This is a genomic window from Novosphingobium kaempferiae (genome assembly GCF_021227995.1).
Classification (GTDB): Bacteria; Pseudomonadota; Alphaproteobacteria; order Sphingomonadales; family Sphingomonadaceae; genus Novosphingobium; species Novosphingobium kaempferiae.
The window spans coordinates 2,217,721-2,237,090 of the sequence record NZ_CP089301.1 but is presented as its reverse complement, the minus strand read 5'-3'; the positions used below and the strand labels follow the sequence as shown (position 1 = coordinate 2,237,090).

Genomic DNA, 19,370 nt, shown 5'->3' with positions numbered 1-19,370 from the left:
CGAGCCTCATCCAGCCGAACGGGAACCACGCCTTCATGACCAGTAGCAACGCCGCCCGGGATCTGCCGATCGCGATCGTCGGCGGAGGATTCACAGGGACGCTGCTGGCGATCAACCTCCTGCGCTACGGCGTGAAGGTGGCGCTGATCGAGCGCAGTTCCGCGCAGCTCGCCAAGGGTGTCGCCTTCGGCACCCGGCGGCCGGAGCATCTGTTGAATGTGCGTGCTTCCAACATGAGCGCCTTTCCCGACGATACGGGGCATTTCCTGCGCTGGATGGACTTCTCCGACGCGGACGAGGCGAACCGCTTCGTCCCTCGCCTGACCTACGGCATGTACCTGCGCGAACAGCTGGTGGCGGCGCTCGCCAAGGCGGGGCCGGACGCACGGATCGTCGATGGCGAGGCCTGCTCCATAGAGTTCGGCGATACCGCCGCCGAGGTCAGGCTGGCCGATGGAGACACTGTTGTCGCCCGCGCGGTCGTGCTGGCGCTCGGCAATTTCCCGCCTGCTCCGCATCCCGTGCTGGAGGGGGTGCCGGAGCCCCTGTACTGCCCGGACCCGTGGAACGCCGCCGCGCTGGAGGGGCTGGCCGGCCTCGATCATGTGATGGTCGTCGGCAGTGGCCTTACCGCCGCCGACGTCGTGCTGTCGCTCGACAGCGCGGGCTTCGCGGGCAAGGTCACGGTGCTGTCGCGGCGTGGACTCAAGCCGCTCAGCCATGCCGAGAGCGGGCCGGTGGTGACGCCGGTTCCGGACCCCGATCTGCGCGGCGTCGCGCTCGCCCGCGAGGTGCGGCGGCGCGCGGCCGAGATCGGGTGGCGCGGCGCGGTCGATGCCCTGAGGCCGCATACGCAGAACATCTGGCGCCGCCATTCTTCCATCGCGCAGGCGAGCTTCCTACGGCACCTGCGGCCTTATTGGGACATTCACCGCCACCGGCTGGCTCCATCGGTCGCGAAGCGTCTCGAGGACATGGAGGCGGCGGGGCGGCTGCGCTACGTAGCGGGCAAGCTCTGCGACGCGCATGAAGAGGACGGCCGCGTCGCCGTGTCCTATCGCCCGCGCGGGGAGGATCGGATCGAGACGCTGGACGTCGCGCGCGTCTACAACTGCGCCGGACCGGACGGGAACCTCGCCCGCGTCGAGGCGCCGATCCTGACGCACCTCCTGGAGCAGGGGCGCATCCGCAGCGACGTTCACCGGCTCGGCGTCGACGCCGATCATCTCGGCCGGGTGCGCGATGCCGATGGCAGGGTGCAGGACCGGCTGCTTGCCGCCGGTCCGATCACCAAGGGCGAGGCGTGGGAGATCGTCGCGGTGCCCGATATCCGCCGTCAGGTATGGGGCCTCGCGCGCTTCCTCGCCGACGAGCACTGGGTCGGCGGCGAGGGGCTCTGACGCGCGTCAGGCGGCGCTGCGGACGGACTCCGCCACCGGCAGCGCGGCAAGGATCGTCTCGGTCTCGGTGCGATCCAGCCAGTCGGGGCTCGCCTCGAAGAAGGCGACGGTGCCATCCTGCGCGAGCACCAGCACGGCGGGCTGGTCGATCTCGTAGCTGTTCGTGCCCAGCGTTGCGCCGATCCACGGGGCTCCGGCGGCGACTGCGGGCTGTTCCTCGGGGAAGAACGTGATGCCGAGGCTGCGGGCGAGGGCATAGCCAGGATCGCCCGCCACCGTGAAGCCAAGGTCGTGGCGGGCGATCAGATTGCGGTCCACCGGAACCTGCGCGCTCACCGCCAGCAGCCTGACCCCGCGCTCGCGCAGATGCGGCAGGAGGGTCTCGTTGTACCACGGCAGCGCGATGTTGCAGGCCGGGCAGCCGCCGAAGCGGAAGAACACCAGCACCGCCGGGCCGTCGGCGAGGATATCGTCCCGGGTCAGCGCCTGCCCGTCCTGATCGATCAGGGTGAAGGGTGCGACGCGGTCGCCCTTCTGCGGCAGCGTGGCGGGGTCGTGGCGCTGGACGAGCACGCGGCGCTGCGTGGCGTTGCGTTCAAGCTGCTCGGGCGCCCAACTCCGCTCACGCTCGGCCTGGAGGGCGGCGAAACGGTCTTTCAGGGTATCGGTCATCGTGCTTGCCTCATGGTTGGCCATGCATGCAGGCTAGGAAAGCCGCCGTCGCACGACCAACGAGAAGCGGGCGATCCCCGTTGAGATTATCGAATAAGCGCCGTCATGCAGGCAGTCCGGCGATCACCTCGCGCGCGAGCAGGGCAAGCTGGCTGGTCGGGCCGTCGAGGCCGGGCGCGGTGTGGAGGACGCATGAGACTTGCGGCAGGTCGGGCAGGCCAACCTCGGCAAGCGGCGCATCGCGCAGGAACATCCCGGTGCGGCAGGTCAGGCCGAGCCCGGCATCGACGGCGGCGCGCAGCGTGGTCAGGTTGGGTGTCTCGACCGTGATGCGGAAGGGTCGCCCGGCATCCTCCAGCGACCGGATCGCCGCCTCGCGGAAGCGGCAGGGCGTCTCCAGCACGGCGAGCGGCACCGTGTCGAGTGCGGCGAGTTCCGGCTTGCCGAACCAGGACATCGGCGCGGTGGTCACTGCATGGCTGTCGCTCGGCGCGGCGAAGCCGAGCACGATGTCGAGCTGGCGGCGTTCGAGCAGGTCCAGCAGTTCCGCCGTTCCGGCGACGCGCGAATAGAGTTCGGCCTCCGGGTGCAGTTCCGCGAACTGCGCCAGCAGGCCGGAGAGCAGCAGCTCGGCGAAGTCCTGAACCATGCCGATCCGCGCGGGTCCGGCGAACTGGCCCGAAGTCACCGCCGCGACCGCCTCGTCATGGAGCGCCAGCACCTTGCGGGCATAGTCGAGCATGAGTTCGCCGTGCGCGGTCAGCGTCAGGCGGCGGCCCTCGCGGTGAAACAGCGACTGTTGCAACAGTTCCTCCAGCCGCTTGATCTGGAGGCTGAGCGCGGACTGGCTGACGAAGACCCGCTCCGAGGCATGAAGCATGGAACCGGTATCCACGATCGCGACGAAGCTGCGCAGGAGGTTCGTAGGAAGGTTCACGGTCATTGGCGGCAGGCTCTCATGCGGGACTTGAGTGTTCCTCAAGCCATGGCGGCAGACTAATTGTCAATCAAAATAGTAGAGATTTATCCCGACGTAGGTTTTCTGTCCGGATGTATGGTCATTGTACCAGCCCACGGATTTCGCCCGGTTTTCCGTACATCCCGCCGGTGCATGAGCTTTGCGCTGCGTCGTTATGAGCGGCGCAAATAGGTCTGCGGCACAATCTCAATTGAATTGGTAGACTGCATGATGCCAGCTTCGCCTCAGGCAATGAGAGGCGAAGGAATGTCCCGTTTCAGGCAATTGAGTCGTTCGCTGGGCGCGGCGCGCTGGCTTTCGCCGCTGCTGCTGCTGGCGGTGCTGGAAGCCGGCTCGCGCCTCGGCGTGATCCCCGAGCGCACGTTGGCCGCGCCGTCGCAGGTGATCGCGACGCTGTGGTCGATGACCGTCTCGGGCGAACTGACCGACAACCTGCTGGTCTCGTTCCTGCGCGTCCTCGCCGGGCTCGGCATCGGCGTCACGACCGGCGTGGTGCTTGCGCTCGTCGCGGGTCTCTCACGACAGGGCGAGGTCGCGGTCGATCCGCTCATGCAGATCAAGCGCACGATCCCGACGCTGGCGCTGACGCCGCTGTTCATCGTCTGGTTCGGCATCGGCGAGACGCCCAAGATCGCCCTGATCGCGTTCGCCTCGATCTTCCCCGTCTACCTCAACCTCTACAGCGGCATCCGGGGCGTCGACGTGCGCCTGCTGGAGAGTGCGCGCAGTCTTGGCCTCAGCCGTGCGGCGCAGGTGTGGCATGTGGTGCTTCCAGGCGCCTTGCCGTCGCTTCTGGTCGGCTTGAGGTACTCTCTGTCGGTTTCAGTGCTGGTTCTGGTCGTTGCCGAGCAGATCAACGCGACGGCGGGCCTGGGCTATCTCATCAACAATGCCCGCGACTTCATGCGCACCGACATCATCCTCGTGTGCCTGATGATCTACGCCGGGCTCGGCCTCCTTGCGGACGGCCTTGTCCGCGCGATCGAGAGCCGCGCGCTCGCATGGCGGCCCGCCGTCGTCTCCCAGTAAACCGACCTTTCGAGAAGGACAGACCCATGGACGCTCGATTGACCCAATTCACCGCGCCCGCCCCCGCAAGCTTCGTTTTTCCCGCGGAAACCGTGGTGCGCTTGCGCGATTTCACCCGCCGCTTCGGCGATACGACGATCATTTCGGGCCTCGATCTCGAGATCGCCAAGGGCGAGTTCGTGATCCTGCTGGGCCGCTCTGGCTCGGGCAAGACGACGCTGTTGCGCACGCTGGCCGGGCTCGATCCGGTAGGCGGGCAGGACGTGGAAATCCCGTCCTCGCGCGCCGTGGTGTTCCAGGATGCCCGCTTGCTGCCGTGGAAGAAAGTATGGCGCAACGTCGCGCTCGGCCTCAAGGGCAAGGAAGCGCGGGAGCGCGCCGAAGAGGCATTGCAGGAGGTCGGCCTCGGCCATCGCCTCGAAGCCTGGCCGCTGACGCTTTCGGGCGGTGAGGCGCAGCGGGTGGCCCTTGCCCGCGCGCTGGTCCGTGAACCGCAACTGCTTCTGCTGGACGAGCCTTTCGCCGCGCTCGACGCGCTGACGCGCCTCAGGATGCACGAACTGGTCCTGTCGCTGTGGCGCCGTCATCGCCCCGCCGTGCTGATGGTGACGCATGACGTCGACGAGGCGATCGCGCTGGCCGACCGCGTGGTGCTGCTCGATGGCGGCAGGATCGTTGCGCAGGAGCGCATTGCCGCACCGCGCGGCCCCGAACGCACCGCCATCGCCGCGCCGCTGCGGCAGCGCCTGCTCGAAGCGCTGGGCGGGCTCGTCGAGGAGCGTCCGGCGGGCGAGATCGTCGCGCTCCATGCGGGAGCGCGGCCTTGAACGCCTTCGCGCAGATCGCCGTGACGCCGGACCTGTCGCCGCTGCGTCGCTTCGTGGGCGACTTCGCCGCACTGCTGGACGAGACCGATGATCTCGGTGCCATTCTGGAGCGCGGCGGCACGCTGCTGGCCCGTCTGGTCGAACGTGACGACTGGCTGCCGGACGATTACGCGCAGCCCCACCCGGAACGCTACCAGCAATACCTGCTCCACTGCGACAGCGCCGAGCGTTTCAGCGTCGTGTCATTCGTCTGGGGGCCGGGGCAGGCGACGCCGATCCACGATCACCGCGTCTGGGGTCTCGTCGGCGTCCTGCGTGGCGCGGAGAAGGTTCAGAGTTTCCGCCATCGCGAGCACGACGGCGCGCTCGTCCAGCATGGGGCAACCCGCGACCTGCTCGAAGCCGAAGTCGAGCCGATCGACCCGCGCGAGGGCGACATCCACCGCGTCGAGAACGCCTTTGCCGATCGCACATCGATCTCGATCCACATCTACGGCGGCAACATCGGCGCCGTGGAGCGCGCGACCTACCGTGCCTCGGGCGAGGAACGCCCGTTCATCTCCGGCTACGCCAACACCACGCTTCCCAACCTCTGGGATCTTTCGAGGAAAGCATGACAGTCTTACCCGCTCAGGTCCGCAGCGCCCTCCTGTCCCGCCGCGAGATCGCGATCATCGACGTGCGCGACGAGCATCCCTTCGCGCAGGGGCACCCGCTGTTCGCCGCGCAGATTCCGCTGGCCCGCATCGCTGCCGAGGCCGAGTGGCGGCTTCCCCGCAAGGCCGTTCAGGTCGTCGTCTACGATGACGGCGAGGGCCTCGCTCCGTTCGCCGTCGAGGAACTGCGCGGGCTCGGCTTCACCGATGTCGATCTTCTCGAAGGCGGGCTCCAGGGCTGGCGCGATGCGGGCTACGAACTGTTCGAGGACGTCAATTCCTATTCCAAGGCGTTCGGCGAACTCGTCGAGCACCGGCGCGGCACGCCCTCGCTCCCCGCGGAGGACGTGCAGGCGCTGATCGACGAGAAGGCGGATATCGCCATCCTCGATGCGCGCCGCTTCGATGAATACGCGACGATGAGCATTCCCGGCGGCCGCAGCGTGCCGGGTGCGGAGCTGGTACTGCGCGCGCCGGTCGCCGCGCCGGACCCGGACACCACGATCATCGTAAACTGCGCCGGTCGTACCCGTAGCCTGATCGGCGCGCAGTCGCTCATCAATGCGGGCCTGCCCAACCGCGTCTTCGCCTTGCGCAACGGCACGATCGGGTGGACGCTGGCTGGGCAGGAACTCGAGCACGGACGGCAGGAAAGCGTCGACGTTGGCGGCGATATCGACAAGGCGCGGCTCCGTGCCCGCGAAGTCGCCTATCGCGCGGGTGTACGCCGGATCGACGCCGCGCAACTGGCCGAGATCGAAGGAGAGGCCCACCGCACCCTCTATCGCTTCGACGTGCGCCAGCCGGCTGCCTACGCCGCCGGGCATCTCCCGGGCTTCCGTAATGCCCCCGGCGGCCAGCTGGTGCAGGAGACCGACCACTTCGCCCCCATTCGTGGCGCGCGCATCGTCCTTGCCGACGATCTCGGCCCGCGTGCCGACATGACCGCATCGTGGCTGGCACAGTTGGGCTGGGAAGTGCTTGTTCTGGACGCCGACTTCGGCGGCATGCTGGAAACCGGACCGGACGGCGCGCCTGCGCCGCGCGGTCCCGAGGGCCGCTACAAGCGCCCTTACGAGGGTACCGACAATCCCCGGGCCGCCATGCAGGCTTACCTCGACTGGGAATACGGCCTCGTCGCCCAACTGGCGCGCGACGGCACCCACGGCTTCTTCGTCATCTGATCCAACCGGAGTTTACCGCAATGACCGTCAAGTTCATCGGCTACATCGGCTTCAACGATACGTCCGAGATCCACAACGCCGTGCGCACGCGCGTGCTCGACCGTGACTACGTGGACGCCGCCGCGCGCGAGCAGGAGAAGGGCGGGTTCGACCGCGTGCTCATCCCGTTCGGCTCGGCCTCACCGGAAAGCCAGATCGTCGCGGCGCATGCGGCGGCGATCACCTCGAAGCTCGGCTTCCTCGTCGCGCATCGTCCCGGCTTCACGCAGCCGACGCTGGCGGCGCGGCAATTGGCGACGCTCGACCAGCTTTCGGGCGGGCGCGTCGCGGTCCACATCATCACCGGCGGCGCGGACGAGGAAATGGCGCGCGACGGCGACGTCGGCACCACCAAGGCCGAGCGCTACGCGCGGACCGACGAATACCTCGACATCCTGCGCAGCGAATGGACCGCAGCTCAGCCCTTCGACCATTCCGGCCGCTTCTATCAGGCGCGCGGCGCATTCAGTGCGATCAAGCCGGACAATCTCCCGGTGTTCTTCGGTGGTTCCTCGCCAGAGGCGATCGAGGTCGCGGGCCGTCATGCCGACGTCTACGCACTCTGGGGCGAGACGCTGGAGCAGGTGGGCGAGGCCGTGCGCACCGTCCGTCACGCCGCCGCGCAGCACGGCCGTAACCCCGGTTTCTCGCTTTCACTGCGCCCGGTGATCGCCGACACGGAAGAAGCCGCGTGGAAGAAGGCCGACGCCATCGTCGAACAGGTGCGCGCCAATCGCGAAGCGGCGGGCCTGCCGACCTCCGGCCATCGCCCGCCCAACGCCGGATCGCTGCGCCTCCTGGAGACGGCGACATCGACCCGCCGTGACACCCGCCTGTGGACCGGCGTGGCGGCCCTCACCGGTGCGCAGGGCAATTCGACCGGTCTCGTCGGCACGCCCGAGCAGGTCGCCGCCGCGCTGCTCGAATACTACGACATCGGCATCGATCACTTCCTGATCCGCGGCTTCGAACCGCTGGCGGATGCCATCGACTACGGCCGCGAGCTGATCCCGCTGGTGCGGGCGAAAGTGGCCGAGCGCGATGCGGGCAAGGAAGCCGCGAAGGTGGCTCTGGCCGGCTGATTTCCGCCGTTTCGCATTGGCAGAACTCAGCTTCACATCAGCCATTCGCGTTGGTTCGCAACCGCCCGGAAGCCTAGCCTCGAACTACGGAAAATCAGGAGGAATTGATGACCCGACGTCAGCTCAAGCTAGGCTTCATCCTGCACGGTGTCGGTCCCGGTTGGGACGACTGGCGCCATCCCGATGCGCAGGTCGATGCCAGCACTAGTCTGCCCTTCTACATCCGCCAGGCACAGGCGGCGGAGCGTGGGAAGTTCGACTACCTGTTCGTGGCGGACAGCGTCTCGATCAACGCGCGCTCCTCGCCGCACTACCTCAACCGCTTCGAGCCGCTGACGATCCTTTCGGCAGTGGCGGCGGTGACCGAGCGTATCGGCCTCGTCGCTACAGCGACCGTCAGCTACACCGAGCCGTTCAACCTCGCGCGCCAGCTTGCCTCGCTCGATCACCTGAGCGGCGGGCGTGCGGGCTGGAACGTGGTGACGTCGTGGCTTGCGGGGAGCGCCGCCAACTTCGGCAAGGCGGAGCACCTCGGCCATGCCGAGCGGTATCGCCTCGCCGACGAATACCTCGATGTCATCAAAGGCCTGTGGGACAGCTGGGAAGACGACGCGCTGGTGCGTGACAAGGCCAGCGGCCAGTTCCTCGATGCCGACAAGCTGCATGAGCTGAACCACAAGGGCGAGTTCCTTTCGGTGAAGGGGCCGCTCAACATCTCGCGCTCGCCACAGGGGCAGCCGGTGATCTTCCAGGCGGGCTCGTCCGAGGACGGGCGCACGTTCGCGGCGCGCCATGCCGAGGCTATCTTCACGCACCAGGAAGACCTTGCCGAAGGGCAGGCGTTCTACGCCGATCTCAAGGCGCGGGCGCGCGGCTTCGGCCGTGATCCGGAGCAGCTTTTCATCCTTCCCGGCGCGCGTCCGGTGGTCGGATCGACGGAGGAGGAGGCCGAGCGGCTCTACGACGAACTGGCAGGCCTCGTCAGTCTGGAGAACGCGCTGCGGGCGCTGGGACGTTCGTTCAACGACCACAACTTCAGCGTCTACGATCCCGATGGACCGTTCCCGGCGCAGGTCGCCGAAGAGGGGCTCAAGAGCAACCAGAGCGCATCCGAGAGGGTACTGAAGGCCGCCGGGCAAGGGCTGACGCTCGCCCAGATCGCACTGCGCTTCGCCACGCCGAAGGGTGGCTTCGTCGGCACGCCCGAGCAGCTCGCCGACCGCTTCCAGCTCTGGCTGGAGAACCGGGGATCGGACGGTTTCAACCTGTTCGAATCCCTGCCCGGCCAGCTTGAGGTCTTCGTCGATGAGGTCGTGCCGATCCTCCAGCGGCGCGGGATCTACAAGCAGGACTACGCGGGCACGACCTTCCGCGAGAGCTTTGGGCTCGACGTGCCCGTCAACCGCAACACCGCCGCGCGGCTCGCCCGCTCGGCTGCCTGACACGACAAGAGAGGAGAACGATCATGGCGACTTCCGCTTCCACTTTCGACGTCTCGAATTCCGGCCTCGTCATCCGCCCGGTCCAGCCGACCATCGGCGCGGAGATCGAGGGCGTAGACCTTTCCAAGCCGCTGACCGACGAACTGCGCGAGGAAATCCGTGCCGCTGTGCTCAAGTGGAAGGTCGTGTTCTTCCGCGACCAGTCGCTCGACGATGCCAGCCAGGCGGCGTTCGCGGCGAACTTCGGGCCGCTCTACACGCACCCGACCACGCGGCACGATGCGGCGAACAAGGAGGTCCACGCCATCGCCGCGAAGTACGACCGCGAGTACGAGAAGAAGCTCGGCTACAAGGTCAAGCCCGGCGAGGCGTATCATTCCGACACCAGCTGGCGGCTCGTCCCGACGTGGGGCGCGGTGCTGCGCGACGTGAACCTGCCTGAAGTCGGCGGAGACACGATCTGGGTGGACGCCAACCTCGCCTACGAGACGCTGCCGGAGGAACTGAAGCAGCGGCTCGAGGGCAAGTACGTCACCCATAACTTCGTGCCCGCGCTGGAGCTGTCGGGCCATGAATATCCCATCGTCGCGCACAAGATCGTGCGGACCCATCGCGAGACGGGGAAGAAGATCCTCTGGGTCAACTTCTCGCAGCAGCCGCAGATCCTCGGCATCGAGCTGGCGGAGAGCCGCGAGCTGCTGGAGGAGGTGCTGCGCCAGTACAAGCGGCCGGACCTGCAGGCGCGGTTCTCGTGGCGGCCGGGCACGGTGGCGTTCTGGGACAACCGGGCGACGGTGCATTTCGCGGTGCGCAACTACGGCGACTTCCCGCGCGAGCTGCACCGCATCCTGATCGCTGACGAGCCGCTGTGGACGGACCTCTGACCGATGCTCGACAGACGTAACCTGCTTGCCGGACTTTCGACGACTTTCGCCCTGGCTGCCTGCGGCCGGGGCGGGAGTTCCGCGGGCGTGCTGCGCGTGGGCAGCCAGAAGGGCGGCACCAAGGCGCTGATGCTGGCGTCCGGCGCGCTCGACGGGGCGGCCTACACGGTCGAGTGGGCCGAGTTCCCCGCCGCGCAGAACCTGCTCGAAGCGCTCGGCAGCGGGGCCATCGACCTTGGCCTTGCGGGCGATGCGCCGTTCCAGTTCGCCTATCAGGCGGGCAGCCCGATCAAGGCGATCGGCGCGCAGACCACGCAGCAGCGGGCCGAGGGCGCCATCGCCGTCATCGTGCCCGGCGCGTCACCGATCCGCGACGCCGGGGGCCTCAAGGGCAAGCGCATCGCCACCACGCGGGGCAGCGTCGGCCATTACCTGCTGCTGCGCGCGATGCTGTCTGCGGGCCTCGGCGCGAAGGACGTGAAGACGGTGTTCCTCTCCCCCAGCGATGCCCGCGCCGCGCTCCAGACCGGGGCGGTGGACGGGTGGTCGACCTGGCAGCCCTATGTCGCCAGCGCGCTGGCCGAGGGGGACCGCATCGCCATCGACGGGCGCGGCTTCACGCAGGGGTACGGCTTCGACATCGCCCACGAAAGCGCCATCGCCGACAAGCGCCCGCTGCTCGACGACTTCCTGAAGCGCGAGGACAAGGCGCTGCAATGGGCGAGCACGCACGTCGATGATTTCGCCAAGGTGCTCGCTTCCGAGACCGGGCTGCCGCTGCCGATCGCGAAGGAATTCGCCGGTCGCGGTGCGCGGCTGCCGGTGCCGATCGACCGGGCGCTGATCGACCGGCAGAAGGTGGTGCTCGATACCTTCCGCCAGTTCGGCGAAGTGAAGTCCGAACGGCCGCTGAAGGATGCCTTCGTGCTCACGGGGTAGCCCGTTGAACCAAAACGGCCCTGAAGTGTCGTCCGGTATGCCCGGGAACCGGCGGAAATCCGGGGTTTCATGCGCAATCCCGTGTGACCTTCCGCGAGCGGCGAAACGGCGCACGACGGGCAGGCTTCGGGACGGGAGTGCGGGGCGGCCATGGGCGCACCCTACATGGCGCCAGCGTTGTAGGAAAATGGTCGCCCGGCCAGTTCTGATTGCCCGTCATTCCCGCGCAGGCGGGAACCCATCTCCTGACGGTGCCTGTTGAGCCGGCATCAGATGGGTCCCCGCCTGCGCGGGGATGACGATGGTTTTTGATTTTCGAGGAACGCTCCACCCCATCATCCGCCGTTGCCCCTGTGCAGCGGCGGATTTTCGCGCATCCCGGCGCCGTTCCCAGCATCAAGAAAAACTTGAGAACGGATAAGAGATCGCAATTTCTACCAAATCAGTAGACATGCCATGAAGGCCGGGACACGAACCAGTTCAGGGGCCAGTTTTCCGTGAAAATCCTCAAGTCCGCCGCACTTGCCGCCAGCGTATCGTTCCTTCCCTTCGCAGCGGCCCATGCCGACGAGGCCCCTTCCGTCGCGGTGCCGCTGGTTGCCGCCGACGGGGCGGCTGATGCCGCTGCCGATGCCGAAGGCAGCGCCATCATCGTCACCGGTGCGCGCGGGCAGACGCAGCGCTCGGTCGCCGACAGTCCGGTCCCGGTCGACGTGATCGGCCCGGCGGAGCTGAAATCGACCGGCCGCACCGGCCTCAAGGAGATCCTCGGCAACATCATCCCCTCGCTCTCGATGCCCGCGCTCGGCGGCGGCGGCACTTCGGCGAGCGTGCGCCCCATCGCCATCCGCGGCCTCTCGGGCGACTACGTGCTGGTGCTCGTCAACGGCAAGCGGCGGCACACGACCTCGCTCATCAACAACCTCTCGCGCATTTCGGGCGGTTCCACCCCGGTCGACATCGACCTGATCCCGACCAGCGGCGTCGGCCACATCGAAGTGCTGCGCGATGGCGCGGCGGCGCAGTACGGGTCGGACGCGATCTCGGGCGTCATCAACGTGATCCTCGACAGTTCGGCGCATGGCGGCGACCTGTCGATCACCGGCGGGCAGCTCTACGAGAAGGGCGGCCAGCTGGCGCAGGTGTCCGGCTCGTTCGGCACCGGGATCGGCGACGGCGGCTTCGTGCGCTTCTCGCTGGAGGCCAAGTACCACGATCGCGCCGAGTCCTCGGCGGAGGCGATCCCCTACCTCTACCCGCTGGTGAACGGCCAGCCCGACCCGCGCGAGGCCGGGGCCGACCACGTCATCGCCGGGGGCTATGGCCGGTCGAACCGGGACAAGATCGTCAACACCAGCTACAACGCCGAACTGCCGCTGGGCGAGGACACGACGCTCTATTCGTTCTCGACGCTCAGCTACCGCAACATCAAGGACGCGCGCGGAGCCTACGTGGCGTCGCCCACCGGCTACGGCGGGCAGGCGAACAGCCAGGGCGTCTCGGTGCTGCCGCAGCTCTATCCCGCAGGCTTCCAGGCCTATCGCCGCATCTGGGAATGGGACTGGCAGGCTGCCGTCGGCATCCGCTCGCAAGTGGCGGGCTGGGCGGTGGACATCTCCACCAGCTACGGGCGCGACAACGTGAAGCTGGGCGCGGAGAACACGCTCAACCCCTCGCTCGGGCCGGACAGCAAGGCGGACTTCTTCATGGGTCGCCAGAAGCAGGACCTGTGGGTCAACAACCTCGACGTCAGCCGCGAATTCGAGGCGGGCTTCGCCAAGCCGCTCAACGTCGCGCTCGGCGTCGAGCACCGCTGGGAGCGCTTCCGCAATATCGCGGGCGAGCCCGACAGCTACCGCGACGGCGGCTACGTGATCCCGCGCGACGGCACCCCCTTCGGCAACCTCTACGGCGGGCGTTCGCCCTCGCCGGGGCTGGTCTCGTTCACCGGCACCTCGCCCGATGACGCGACGAGCATCTCGCGCAACAACCTGGCCGGTTATCTCGACATCTCGACCGACGTCCTGAAGGGCTGGTTCGTCGGCCTCGCGGGCCGGTTCGAGCACTATTCGGACAGCGCCGGGAACACCTTCAGCGCCAAGGCGACGACGCGCATCGAACTGGCGCCGGGGCTAGCCGTGCGCGGCGGCGTCAATACCGGTTTCCGCGCACCGTCGCTGGCGCAGACCGCGTTCTCGACCACGCAGAACACCGTCACGGTGATCGGCAACGAGCGCGTCTCGACCACCTCCAAGTTCCTGCCGGTCAACTCGGTGGCGGCGCTGGCGCTCGGCGCGAAGCCGCTGAAGCCGGAGAAGTCGCTGAACTTCACGGCAGGTGTTACCTATGAGAACGGCCCGTTGCGCCTGACCGTGGACGCCTACCAGATCCGCATCGACGACCGTATCGTGAAGACCGAGTTCCTCGGCACCGCGTCGAATGGCGGCGCGGCGGTCGCGGCGATCCTGCAGGCCAACGGCGTCGACGACGTGGACAGCGCGCAGTTCTTCACCAACGCCATCGACACGCGCACGCGCGGCGTCGACGTGGTGGGCGAATACACGCTCGACACCGCCGCCGTCGGCACCTTCCGCCTGAGCGCGGCCTACAGCTACAACCGCACGAAGATCCTCAGCGTCATCGACAATCCGCCTGAGCTGAGCACGCTCAACGTCACGCTGTTCGGCCGACAGGCGCAGCGCGACCTGGTGGTGGCGCTGCCGCGCAGCAAGGTCGTGCTGACGAGCAACTGGTCGTCCGGCCCGGTCAGGGCGCTGCTGCGCGCGACGCGCTACGGCGGCTACACCGAATCCAGCAACGTCGCTGCGTCCGACCGCAGCTTCGGCGCCAAGTGGGTGACGGATGCGGAGATCGGCTACCAGTTCACCGATGCGCTGGACTTCGCGGTGGGCGCGAACAACCTGTTCGACGTCTACCCGGACCGGAACGGCGCGGTCGCCTACGACGGCTCCGGCCTGTACGGCGGCTTCGCGCCCTTCGGCCTCAGCGGCGGGTTCTACTACGCTCGGGTCGGCCTGAAGTTCTGATTACCCCAGCGCCTGTCTGGACCGGTTCGTGCCCACGGCGGCGCGGGCCGGTTCGGGGCGTTGGGCAAGCAGCGCCTCGGCGGCGGCGTGGGTCGCCGCATCGTCCACGTCGAGCGCCTGCGATCCGTCGTGCAGCACCACCGGCGCAAGGCGCTGGCCGATCCGGCGCGAGACGCGGGCGGCGGCGTCGAACAGGCTGGCGGCGCGCAGGCTCAGCAGCGCGAGGTTGACGAAGCCGAACGCACGCAGCACGCCCCAGGCATTGCCTGCGAAGCGCCCGCCGCCGCGAAACACCTCGACCGCGCGCAGTGCCTCGGGGTCGGCGGCGGCGTAGAGGTTGCAGCTTGCGTAGGCCCCGTCGGCGAACTCCAGGAACGGGTGCAGGTGCTGCGGGTGCGCGGCCAGCACGGCGTCGCGCGGGGCCATCGCGAAGGCGGCGTCGGCATTGGCCATCGCGGCGATCATCGTGTCGATCGAGGCGGGCGTCAGCAGCGCATGGTCGGCGGTGGTGACGAGCACCGGGCCGTCCCATCCCTCCGCCGCCGCGAGCACGCTGTCGACGAGGTTCTCGCGCGCCTCCACCAGCTTGGCGATGCCGCGCCCCGGAAGCTGCGAGAGCACGTCGAACAGCCCCTCGAACGCCTCGCGCTCGACCGAGATGGCAAGGCTCTCGATCGCGGGGTGGACGGCGGCGGTCTGGAGGACGTGGGCGACGAGCGGTCGCCCGGCCAGCGGGACGAGGCACTTGTGCGTCTTGCCGAAGCTGCGCGCCAGCGCGTCCGTCCCGCGCGGGTCTCGCCCGGCGAGCACGATCATGCGCACCGGTGCTCCGGTGTACTTCGGCTCCGCCACCCGTGCGGCGGACACGGCGGGGGAGGGCGTATCCATTGGCCGACCGTTATTGCCGCGCCATGTGACGCTGCGGTGAAAACCTGCGGCGGATACGAATTTTTACCGTGAGTTTTGCGCTGTCCTCCGCCAGCCCGCCGTGCCAAGACGGTTCCACGAACGGGACGGACAGGGACACCGATGACGAACGAAGCTGCACCGAGGACGGCGTCGGCGAAGGAACTGACGCTGCGCGGCATCCTGCTGGGCGGGGCGATCACGCTGCTGTTCACGGCGGCCAACGTCTACCTCGGCCTCAAGGTCGGCCTGACCTTCGCGACCTCGATCCCGGCGGCGGTGATCTCGATGGCGATCCTGCGCGGGTTCCGGGATTCGACGATCTGGGAGAACAACATAGTCCAGACCGTGGCGAGCGCGGCGGGGACGCTGGCGGCGATCATCTTCGTGCTGCCGGGCCTCGTCATGATCGGCTGGTGGCAGGGCTTCCCCTACTGGACGACCGCCGCGATCACCGGGACCGGCGGCATCCTCGGCGTGCTGTTCTCCGTGCCGCTGCGCCGCGCGCTGGTGGTGGACACCCCGCTGCCCTATCCCGAAGGCCACGCCGCCGCCGAAGTGCTGCGCGTCGGCTCCGGCTCGCGCGAGGGGGCGGAGGAAAGCGCGAAGGGCCTGTCGGTGCTCGTGTGGAACGCGCTCGCCTCGGCGGGCTTCGCGGTGCTGACGCAGACGCGGCTGATCGTGGGCGAGGCCGCCGTGTGGTTCCGCGCCGGATCGGGGGCGACCGGGATCTCGGGCGGCCTGTCCTTTGCGCTGCTGGGGGTCGGGCATCTGGTCGGGCTGTCGGTCGGCATGGCGATGTTCCTCGGTCTTGCGGTGGGCTGGTGGGGGCTCCTGCCGATCCTGACCGCGCAGAGCCCAATGCCCGGCGACGTCGGCGCATGGGCAGGCACAGTGTTCTCCCGCGACGTGCGCTTCTTCGGCGCGGGCGTGATCGGCGTCGCGGCGGTGTGGACGCTGCTGCGGATCGCCGGGCCGGTGATCGGCGGCGTGCGCTCGGCCATCGCCGCAAGCCGCGCGCGCCACGCCGGGGAGGCGCTGGCGATCGAGGAGCAGGATCTGCCCATCACCGCCGTCGCCCTCGGCGCGCTGGCGATGCTGGTGCCCATCGCGGTGCTGCTGTGGAGCGTAATCGCCGGTGGGCCGCTGGCGGGGAGCGAGGTCGTGCTGATCGCGGGCGCGGTGGTCTTCGTGGTCGTCTTCGGCCTGCTGATCGCGGCGGTCTGCGGCTACATGGCGGGCCTGATCGGCGCGTCGAACTCGCCCGTCTCCGGCATCGGCATCCTGTCCGTGGTCGCCGCGTCGCTCATGCTGGTCGGCCTGTTCGGTCGCGATTCCGGGGCGGACACGGCCTCGGCGCTGGTTGCCTACGCGCTCATCGTGACCGGCGTGGTCTTCGGCGTCGCGACGATCTCCAACGACAACCTGCAGGACCTGAAGACCGGCCAGCTCGTCGGCGCGACGCCGTGGAAGCAGCAGGTCGCGCTGGTGATCGGCGTGGTGTTCGGATCGCTGGTGATCCCGCCGGTGCTCGACCTGCTCAACACCGCCTTCGGGTTCGCCGGAGCGCCGGGCGCAGGCCCGAACGCGCTGCCCGCGCCGCAGGCTGCGCTGATCTCGGCGCTGGCCAAGGGCGTGCTCGGCGGCGACCTCAACTGGGCGATGATCGGCTGGGGCGCGGTCGCGGGCGTGATCTTCGTCGCGCTCGACGAAGTGCTCGGCAAGGCGGGACGCCTGCGCCTGCCGCCGCTCGCGGTGGGCATCGGCATCTACCTGCCGATGAGCGCGATCCTGCCGGTGGTGATCGGATCGGTCATCGGCCGCTGGTACGACCGCTGGGCCGAGACGCGCCGCGATCCCGAATTCGCGCTGCGCATGGGCGTGCTCACCGCCACCGGCATGATCGTGGGCGAGAGCCTGTGGGGCGTCGCCTTCGCGGGCATCGTCGCCGCATCGGGCAGCGACGCCCCGCTCGCGCTGGTGGGCGACGGCTTCGAGGTTCCCGCGCTGATCGGCGGCACGGCGCTGTTCTTCGCACTCCTCGCGCTGCTCTACGCACGCACGCGCAAGCTGGTGGGGTGAAGCCGCAGTAAAGCGCTTCGTCGTCCCGGACTTGATCCGGGACCGCTGGCGGTCTTTAGGTGAGACCTGATGTCGGGGCGCCCGGCGCGATAGCGAGGCCGGTCACGGCCAGCGGTCCCGGATCAAGTCCGGGACGACGACGAATTGGAGAGTACCTTGAAGCATATCCCCTGGATCATCCTCGCCATCGTCGGGGCGGTCTGCCTTGCGGTGCTGGCGGTGTCGCGCGGCGAGGCGGTCAATGCGCTGTGGATCGTGGTGGCGGCGGTGAGCTGCTTCCTCGTCGCCTATCGCTACTATGCGCTCTACATCGCCCGCCACGTCATGCAGCTCGATCCGCGCCGCGCGACGCCCGCGCTCTACCGCGCCGACGGGCTCGACTACGTCGCCACCGACAAGCGCGTGCTGTTCGGCCACCACTTCGCGGCGATCGCGGGGGCGGGGCCGCTGGTCGGGCCGGTGCTGGCGGCGCAGATGGGCTACCTGCCCGGAACGCTGTGGATCATCTTCGGCGTCGTGCTGGCGGGCGCGGTGCAGGACTTCATGGTCCTGTTCATCTCGATGCGGCGCGACGGCAAGTCGTTGGGCGAACTCGTGCGCATGGAGATGGGCGCGGTCGCGGGGACCATCGCGCTGGCGGGGGCTTTCCTCATCATGGTCATCATCCTCGCGGTGCTGGCCCTGATCGTCGTGCGCGCTCTGGCGGAGAGCCCCTGGGGCATGTTCACCGTCGCCGCGACGATCCCGCTGGCGCTGGCGATGGGCGTCTACACCCGCTGGATCCGTCCGGGCCGCATCGGCGAAGTCTCGGTGCTGGGCTTCATCGGCCTGATCGCCGCCATCGTGTTCGGGCAGAACGTCGCCGCGTCCGAGGTATGGGGGCCGATCTTCACCTTCACGCCGCAGACGCTGTGCTGGATCCTGATCGGCTACGGCGCGATGGCTTCGCTGCTGCCGGTGTGGCTGCTGCTGGCCCCGCGCGACTACCTGTCGACCTTCCTCAAGATCGGCGCGATCACCGCGCTCGCCATCGGCATCGTCGTCATGGCGCCGCCGCTGCGGATGCCCGCGCTGACGCAGTTCACGGGCGGCGGTGGTCCGGCCTGGTCGGGCGCGCTGTTCCCGTTCCTGTTCATCACCATCGCCTGCGGCGCGGTGTCCGGCTTCCACGCGCTGATCGCCAGCGGCACCACGCCCAAGCTGATCGGCAGCGAGACCGACGCGCCGTTCATCGGCTACGGTGCGATGCTGATGGAGGCCTTCGTGGCGATCATGGCCCTCGTAGGCGCCTCGATCCTCGATCCGGGCATCTACTTCGCGATGAACAGCCCCGCCGCCGTGCTCGGCACCGATCCCGCCAGCGCGGCGCAGGCGGTGACCGCGATGGGTTTCCCGGTCTCGGCCGACCTCCTCGTCCAGACCGCGCGCGACGTGGGCGAGCACACCATCGTCTCGCGCACCGGCGGCGCACCGACACTGGCGGTGGCGATGGCGGAGATCTTCAGCCATGTCGCGGGCGGCACGGCGATGAAGGCGTTCTGGTATCACTTCGCGATCCTGTTCGAAGCGCTGTTCATCCTCACCGCCGCCGATGCGGGCACGCGCGCCGGGCGCTTCATGCTGCAGGATCTGATCGGCCTTGCGGTGCCCTCGTTCCGCGCGGGAACATCGTGGCTGCCCGGCGTGGTGGCGACGGCGCTGTGCGTGCTGAGCTGGGGCTTCTTCCTCTATCAGGGCGTCACCGATCCGCTGGGCGGGGTGAATACGCTGTGGCCGGTGTTCGGCATCTCCAACCAGATGCTCGCCGCCGTCGCGCTGATGCTGGCGACCACGGTGCTGTTCCGCATGAAGCAGCAGCGCTACGCCTGGGTGACGGTGATCCCGACCGTGTGGCTGCTCATATGCACGTTGAGCGCGGGTTCGCTCAAGCTGCTGTCGAGCGATCCGGCGGTGGGCTTCCTCGCCCACGCGACGAAGTTCGGCGCGGCGATCGAGGCGGGCACGGTGCTCGCCCCGGCCAAGTCGATGGCGCAGATGCAGGCCATCGTCTTCAACGACCGCGTCGATGCGGGGCTGTGCCTGGTCTTCCTCGCGGTGGTCGTCTCGCTGCTGTTCTTCACCGTGCGCACCTGCCTTGCGGCGCTGCGCGAAGACAGGCCGACGGTGAACGAAAGCGCCGTGCACATGGTCCCGGCGGAATGA

15 protein-coding genes are annotated in these 19,370 nt (G+C 68.5%); 12 read left to right on the top strand and 3 right to left on the bottom strand.

The window, feature by feature from the left end; translation table 11 throughout:
* The first annotated feature begins 35 nt into the window (after positions 1-35).
* Complete coding sequence (locus LO787_RS10175; protein WP_232495716.1) at positions 36-1,400, top strand: FAD/NAD(P)-binding protein; 1,365 nt, start codon at positions 36-38, stop codon at positions 1,398-1,400.
* Between the two features lie 6 nt (positions 1,401-1,406).
* Here the strand turns inward: LO787_RS10175 and LO787_RS10170 are convergent, their stop codons facing one another.
* Complete coding sequence (locus tag LO787_RS10170; RefSeq protein WP_232495715.1) at positions 1,407-2,072, bottom strand: peroxiredoxin-like family protein; 666 nt, start codon at positions 2,070-2,072, stop codon at positions 1,407-1,409.
* A gap of 103 nt (positions 2,073-2,175) precedes the next feature.
* Positions 2,176-3,015, bottom strand: coding sequence for a LysR substrate-binding domain-containing protein (locus LO787_RS10165; protein WP_232495714.1), 840 nt, complete (start codon positions 3,013-3,015; stop codon positions 2,176-2,178).
* Positions 3,016-3,297: 282 nt separating this feature from the next.
* Between LO787_RS10165 and LO787_RS10160 the strand changes: the two genes are divergently transcribed.
* The 9 genes from LO787_RS10160 to LO787_RS10120 all read left to right on the top strand — a co-directional run bounded on the left by LO787_RS10160 (position 3,298) and on the right by LO787_RS10120 (position 14,180).
* On the top strand, positions 3,298-4,080 hold the full coding sequence (locus LO787_RS10160; RefSeq protein WP_232495713.1) for an ABC transporter permease: 783 nt from the start codon (positions 3,298-3,300) through the stop codon (positions 4,078-4,080).
* Between the two features lie 26 nt (positions 4,081-4,106).
* Positions 4,107-4,907 carry an ABC transporter ATP-binding protein gene (locus LO787_RS10155; RefSeq protein WP_232495712.1) on the top strand — a complete coding sequence of 267 codons (801 nt, stop codon included), beginning with the start codon at positions 4,107-4,109 and terminating at the stop codon, positions 4,905-4,907.
* The gene (locus tag LO787_RS10150) at positions 4,904-5,524 is read left to right on the top strand and encodes a cysteine dioxygenase family protein (protein ID WP_276574177.1); all 621 of its coding nucleotides are present in this window, start codon (positions 4,904-4,906) and stop codon (positions 5,522-5,524) included. Before LO787_RS10155 ends, LO787_RS10150 begins: the two co-directional genes overlap by 4 nt.
* Entirely contained in the window at positions 5,521-6,747 is a 1,227-nt protein-coding gene (locus LO787_RS10145; protein WP_232495711.1) for a rhodanese-like domain-containing protein, read from the top strand. The genes LO787_RS10150 and LO787_RS10145 overlap by 4 nt, the downstream gene beginning before the upstream one ends.
* 20 nt (positions 6,748-6,767) lie before the next feature.
* Positions 6,768-7,868 carry an LLM class flavin-dependent oxidoreductase gene (locus LO787_RS10140; RefSeq protein WP_232495710.1) on the top strand — a complete coding sequence of 367 codons (1,101 nt, stop codon included), beginning with the start codon at positions 6,768-6,770 and terminating at the stop codon, positions 7,866-7,868.
* Between the two features lie 107 nt (positions 7,869-7,975).
* On the top strand, positions 7,976-9,310 hold the full coding sequence (locus tag LO787_RS10135) for an LLM class flavin-dependent oxidoreductase (RefSeq protein WP_232495709.1): 1,335 nt from the start codon (positions 7,976-7,978) through the stop codon (positions 9,308-9,310).
* A gap of 23 nt (positions 9,311-9,333) precedes the next feature.
* Positions 9,334-10,194 carry a TauD/TfdA dioxygenase family protein gene (locus tag LO787_RS10130; RefSeq protein ID WP_232495708.1) on the top strand — a complete coding sequence of 287 codons (861 nt, stop codon included), beginning with the start codon at positions 9,334-9,336 and terminating at the stop codon, positions 10,192-10,194.
* A 3-nt stretch (positions 10,195-10,197) separates the two neighbouring features.
* A complete protein-coding gene (locus tag LO787_RS10125; protein ID WP_232495707.1) occupies positions 10,198-11,133 on the top strand; it encodes an ABC transporter substrate-binding protein in 936 nt (311 codons plus the stop codon).
* A gap of 497 nt (positions 11,134-11,630) precedes the next feature.
* Complete coding sequence (locus LO787_RS10120; RefSeq protein WP_232495706.1) at positions 11,631-14,180, top strand: TonB-dependent receptor plug domain-containing protein; 2,550 nt, start codon at positions 11,631-11,633, stop codon at positions 14,178-14,180.
* Here LO787_RS10120 and LO787_RS10115 read toward each other — a convergent pair whose 3' ends face one another.
* Positions 14,181-15,068: an NTP transferase domain-containing protein gene (locus LO787_RS10115; RefSeq protein WP_232495705.1), complete on the bottom strand. Its 888-nt coding sequence runs from the start codon at positions 15,066-15,068 to the stop codon at positions 14,181-14,183.
* A 141-nt stretch (positions 15,069-15,209) separates the two neighbouring features.
* Here LO787_RS10115 and LO787_RS10110 point away from each other — a divergent pair, with 141 nt between their 5' ends.
* Both LO787_RS10110 and LO787_RS10105 read left to right on the top strand, forming a co-directional pair.
* Complete coding sequence (locus LO787_RS10110; RefSeq protein WP_232495704.1) at positions 15,210-17,168, top strand: OPT family oligopeptide transporter; 1,959 nt, start codon at positions 15,210-15,212, stop codon at positions 17,166-17,168.
* Positions 17,169-17,324: 156 nt separating this feature from the next.
* Positions 17,325-19,370 (top strand): carbon starvation CstA family protein, encoded by a 2,046-nt coding sequence (locus LO787_RS10105; RefSeq protein WP_276574176.1) that lies wholly within the window; start codon positions 17,325-17,327, stop codon positions 19,368-19,370.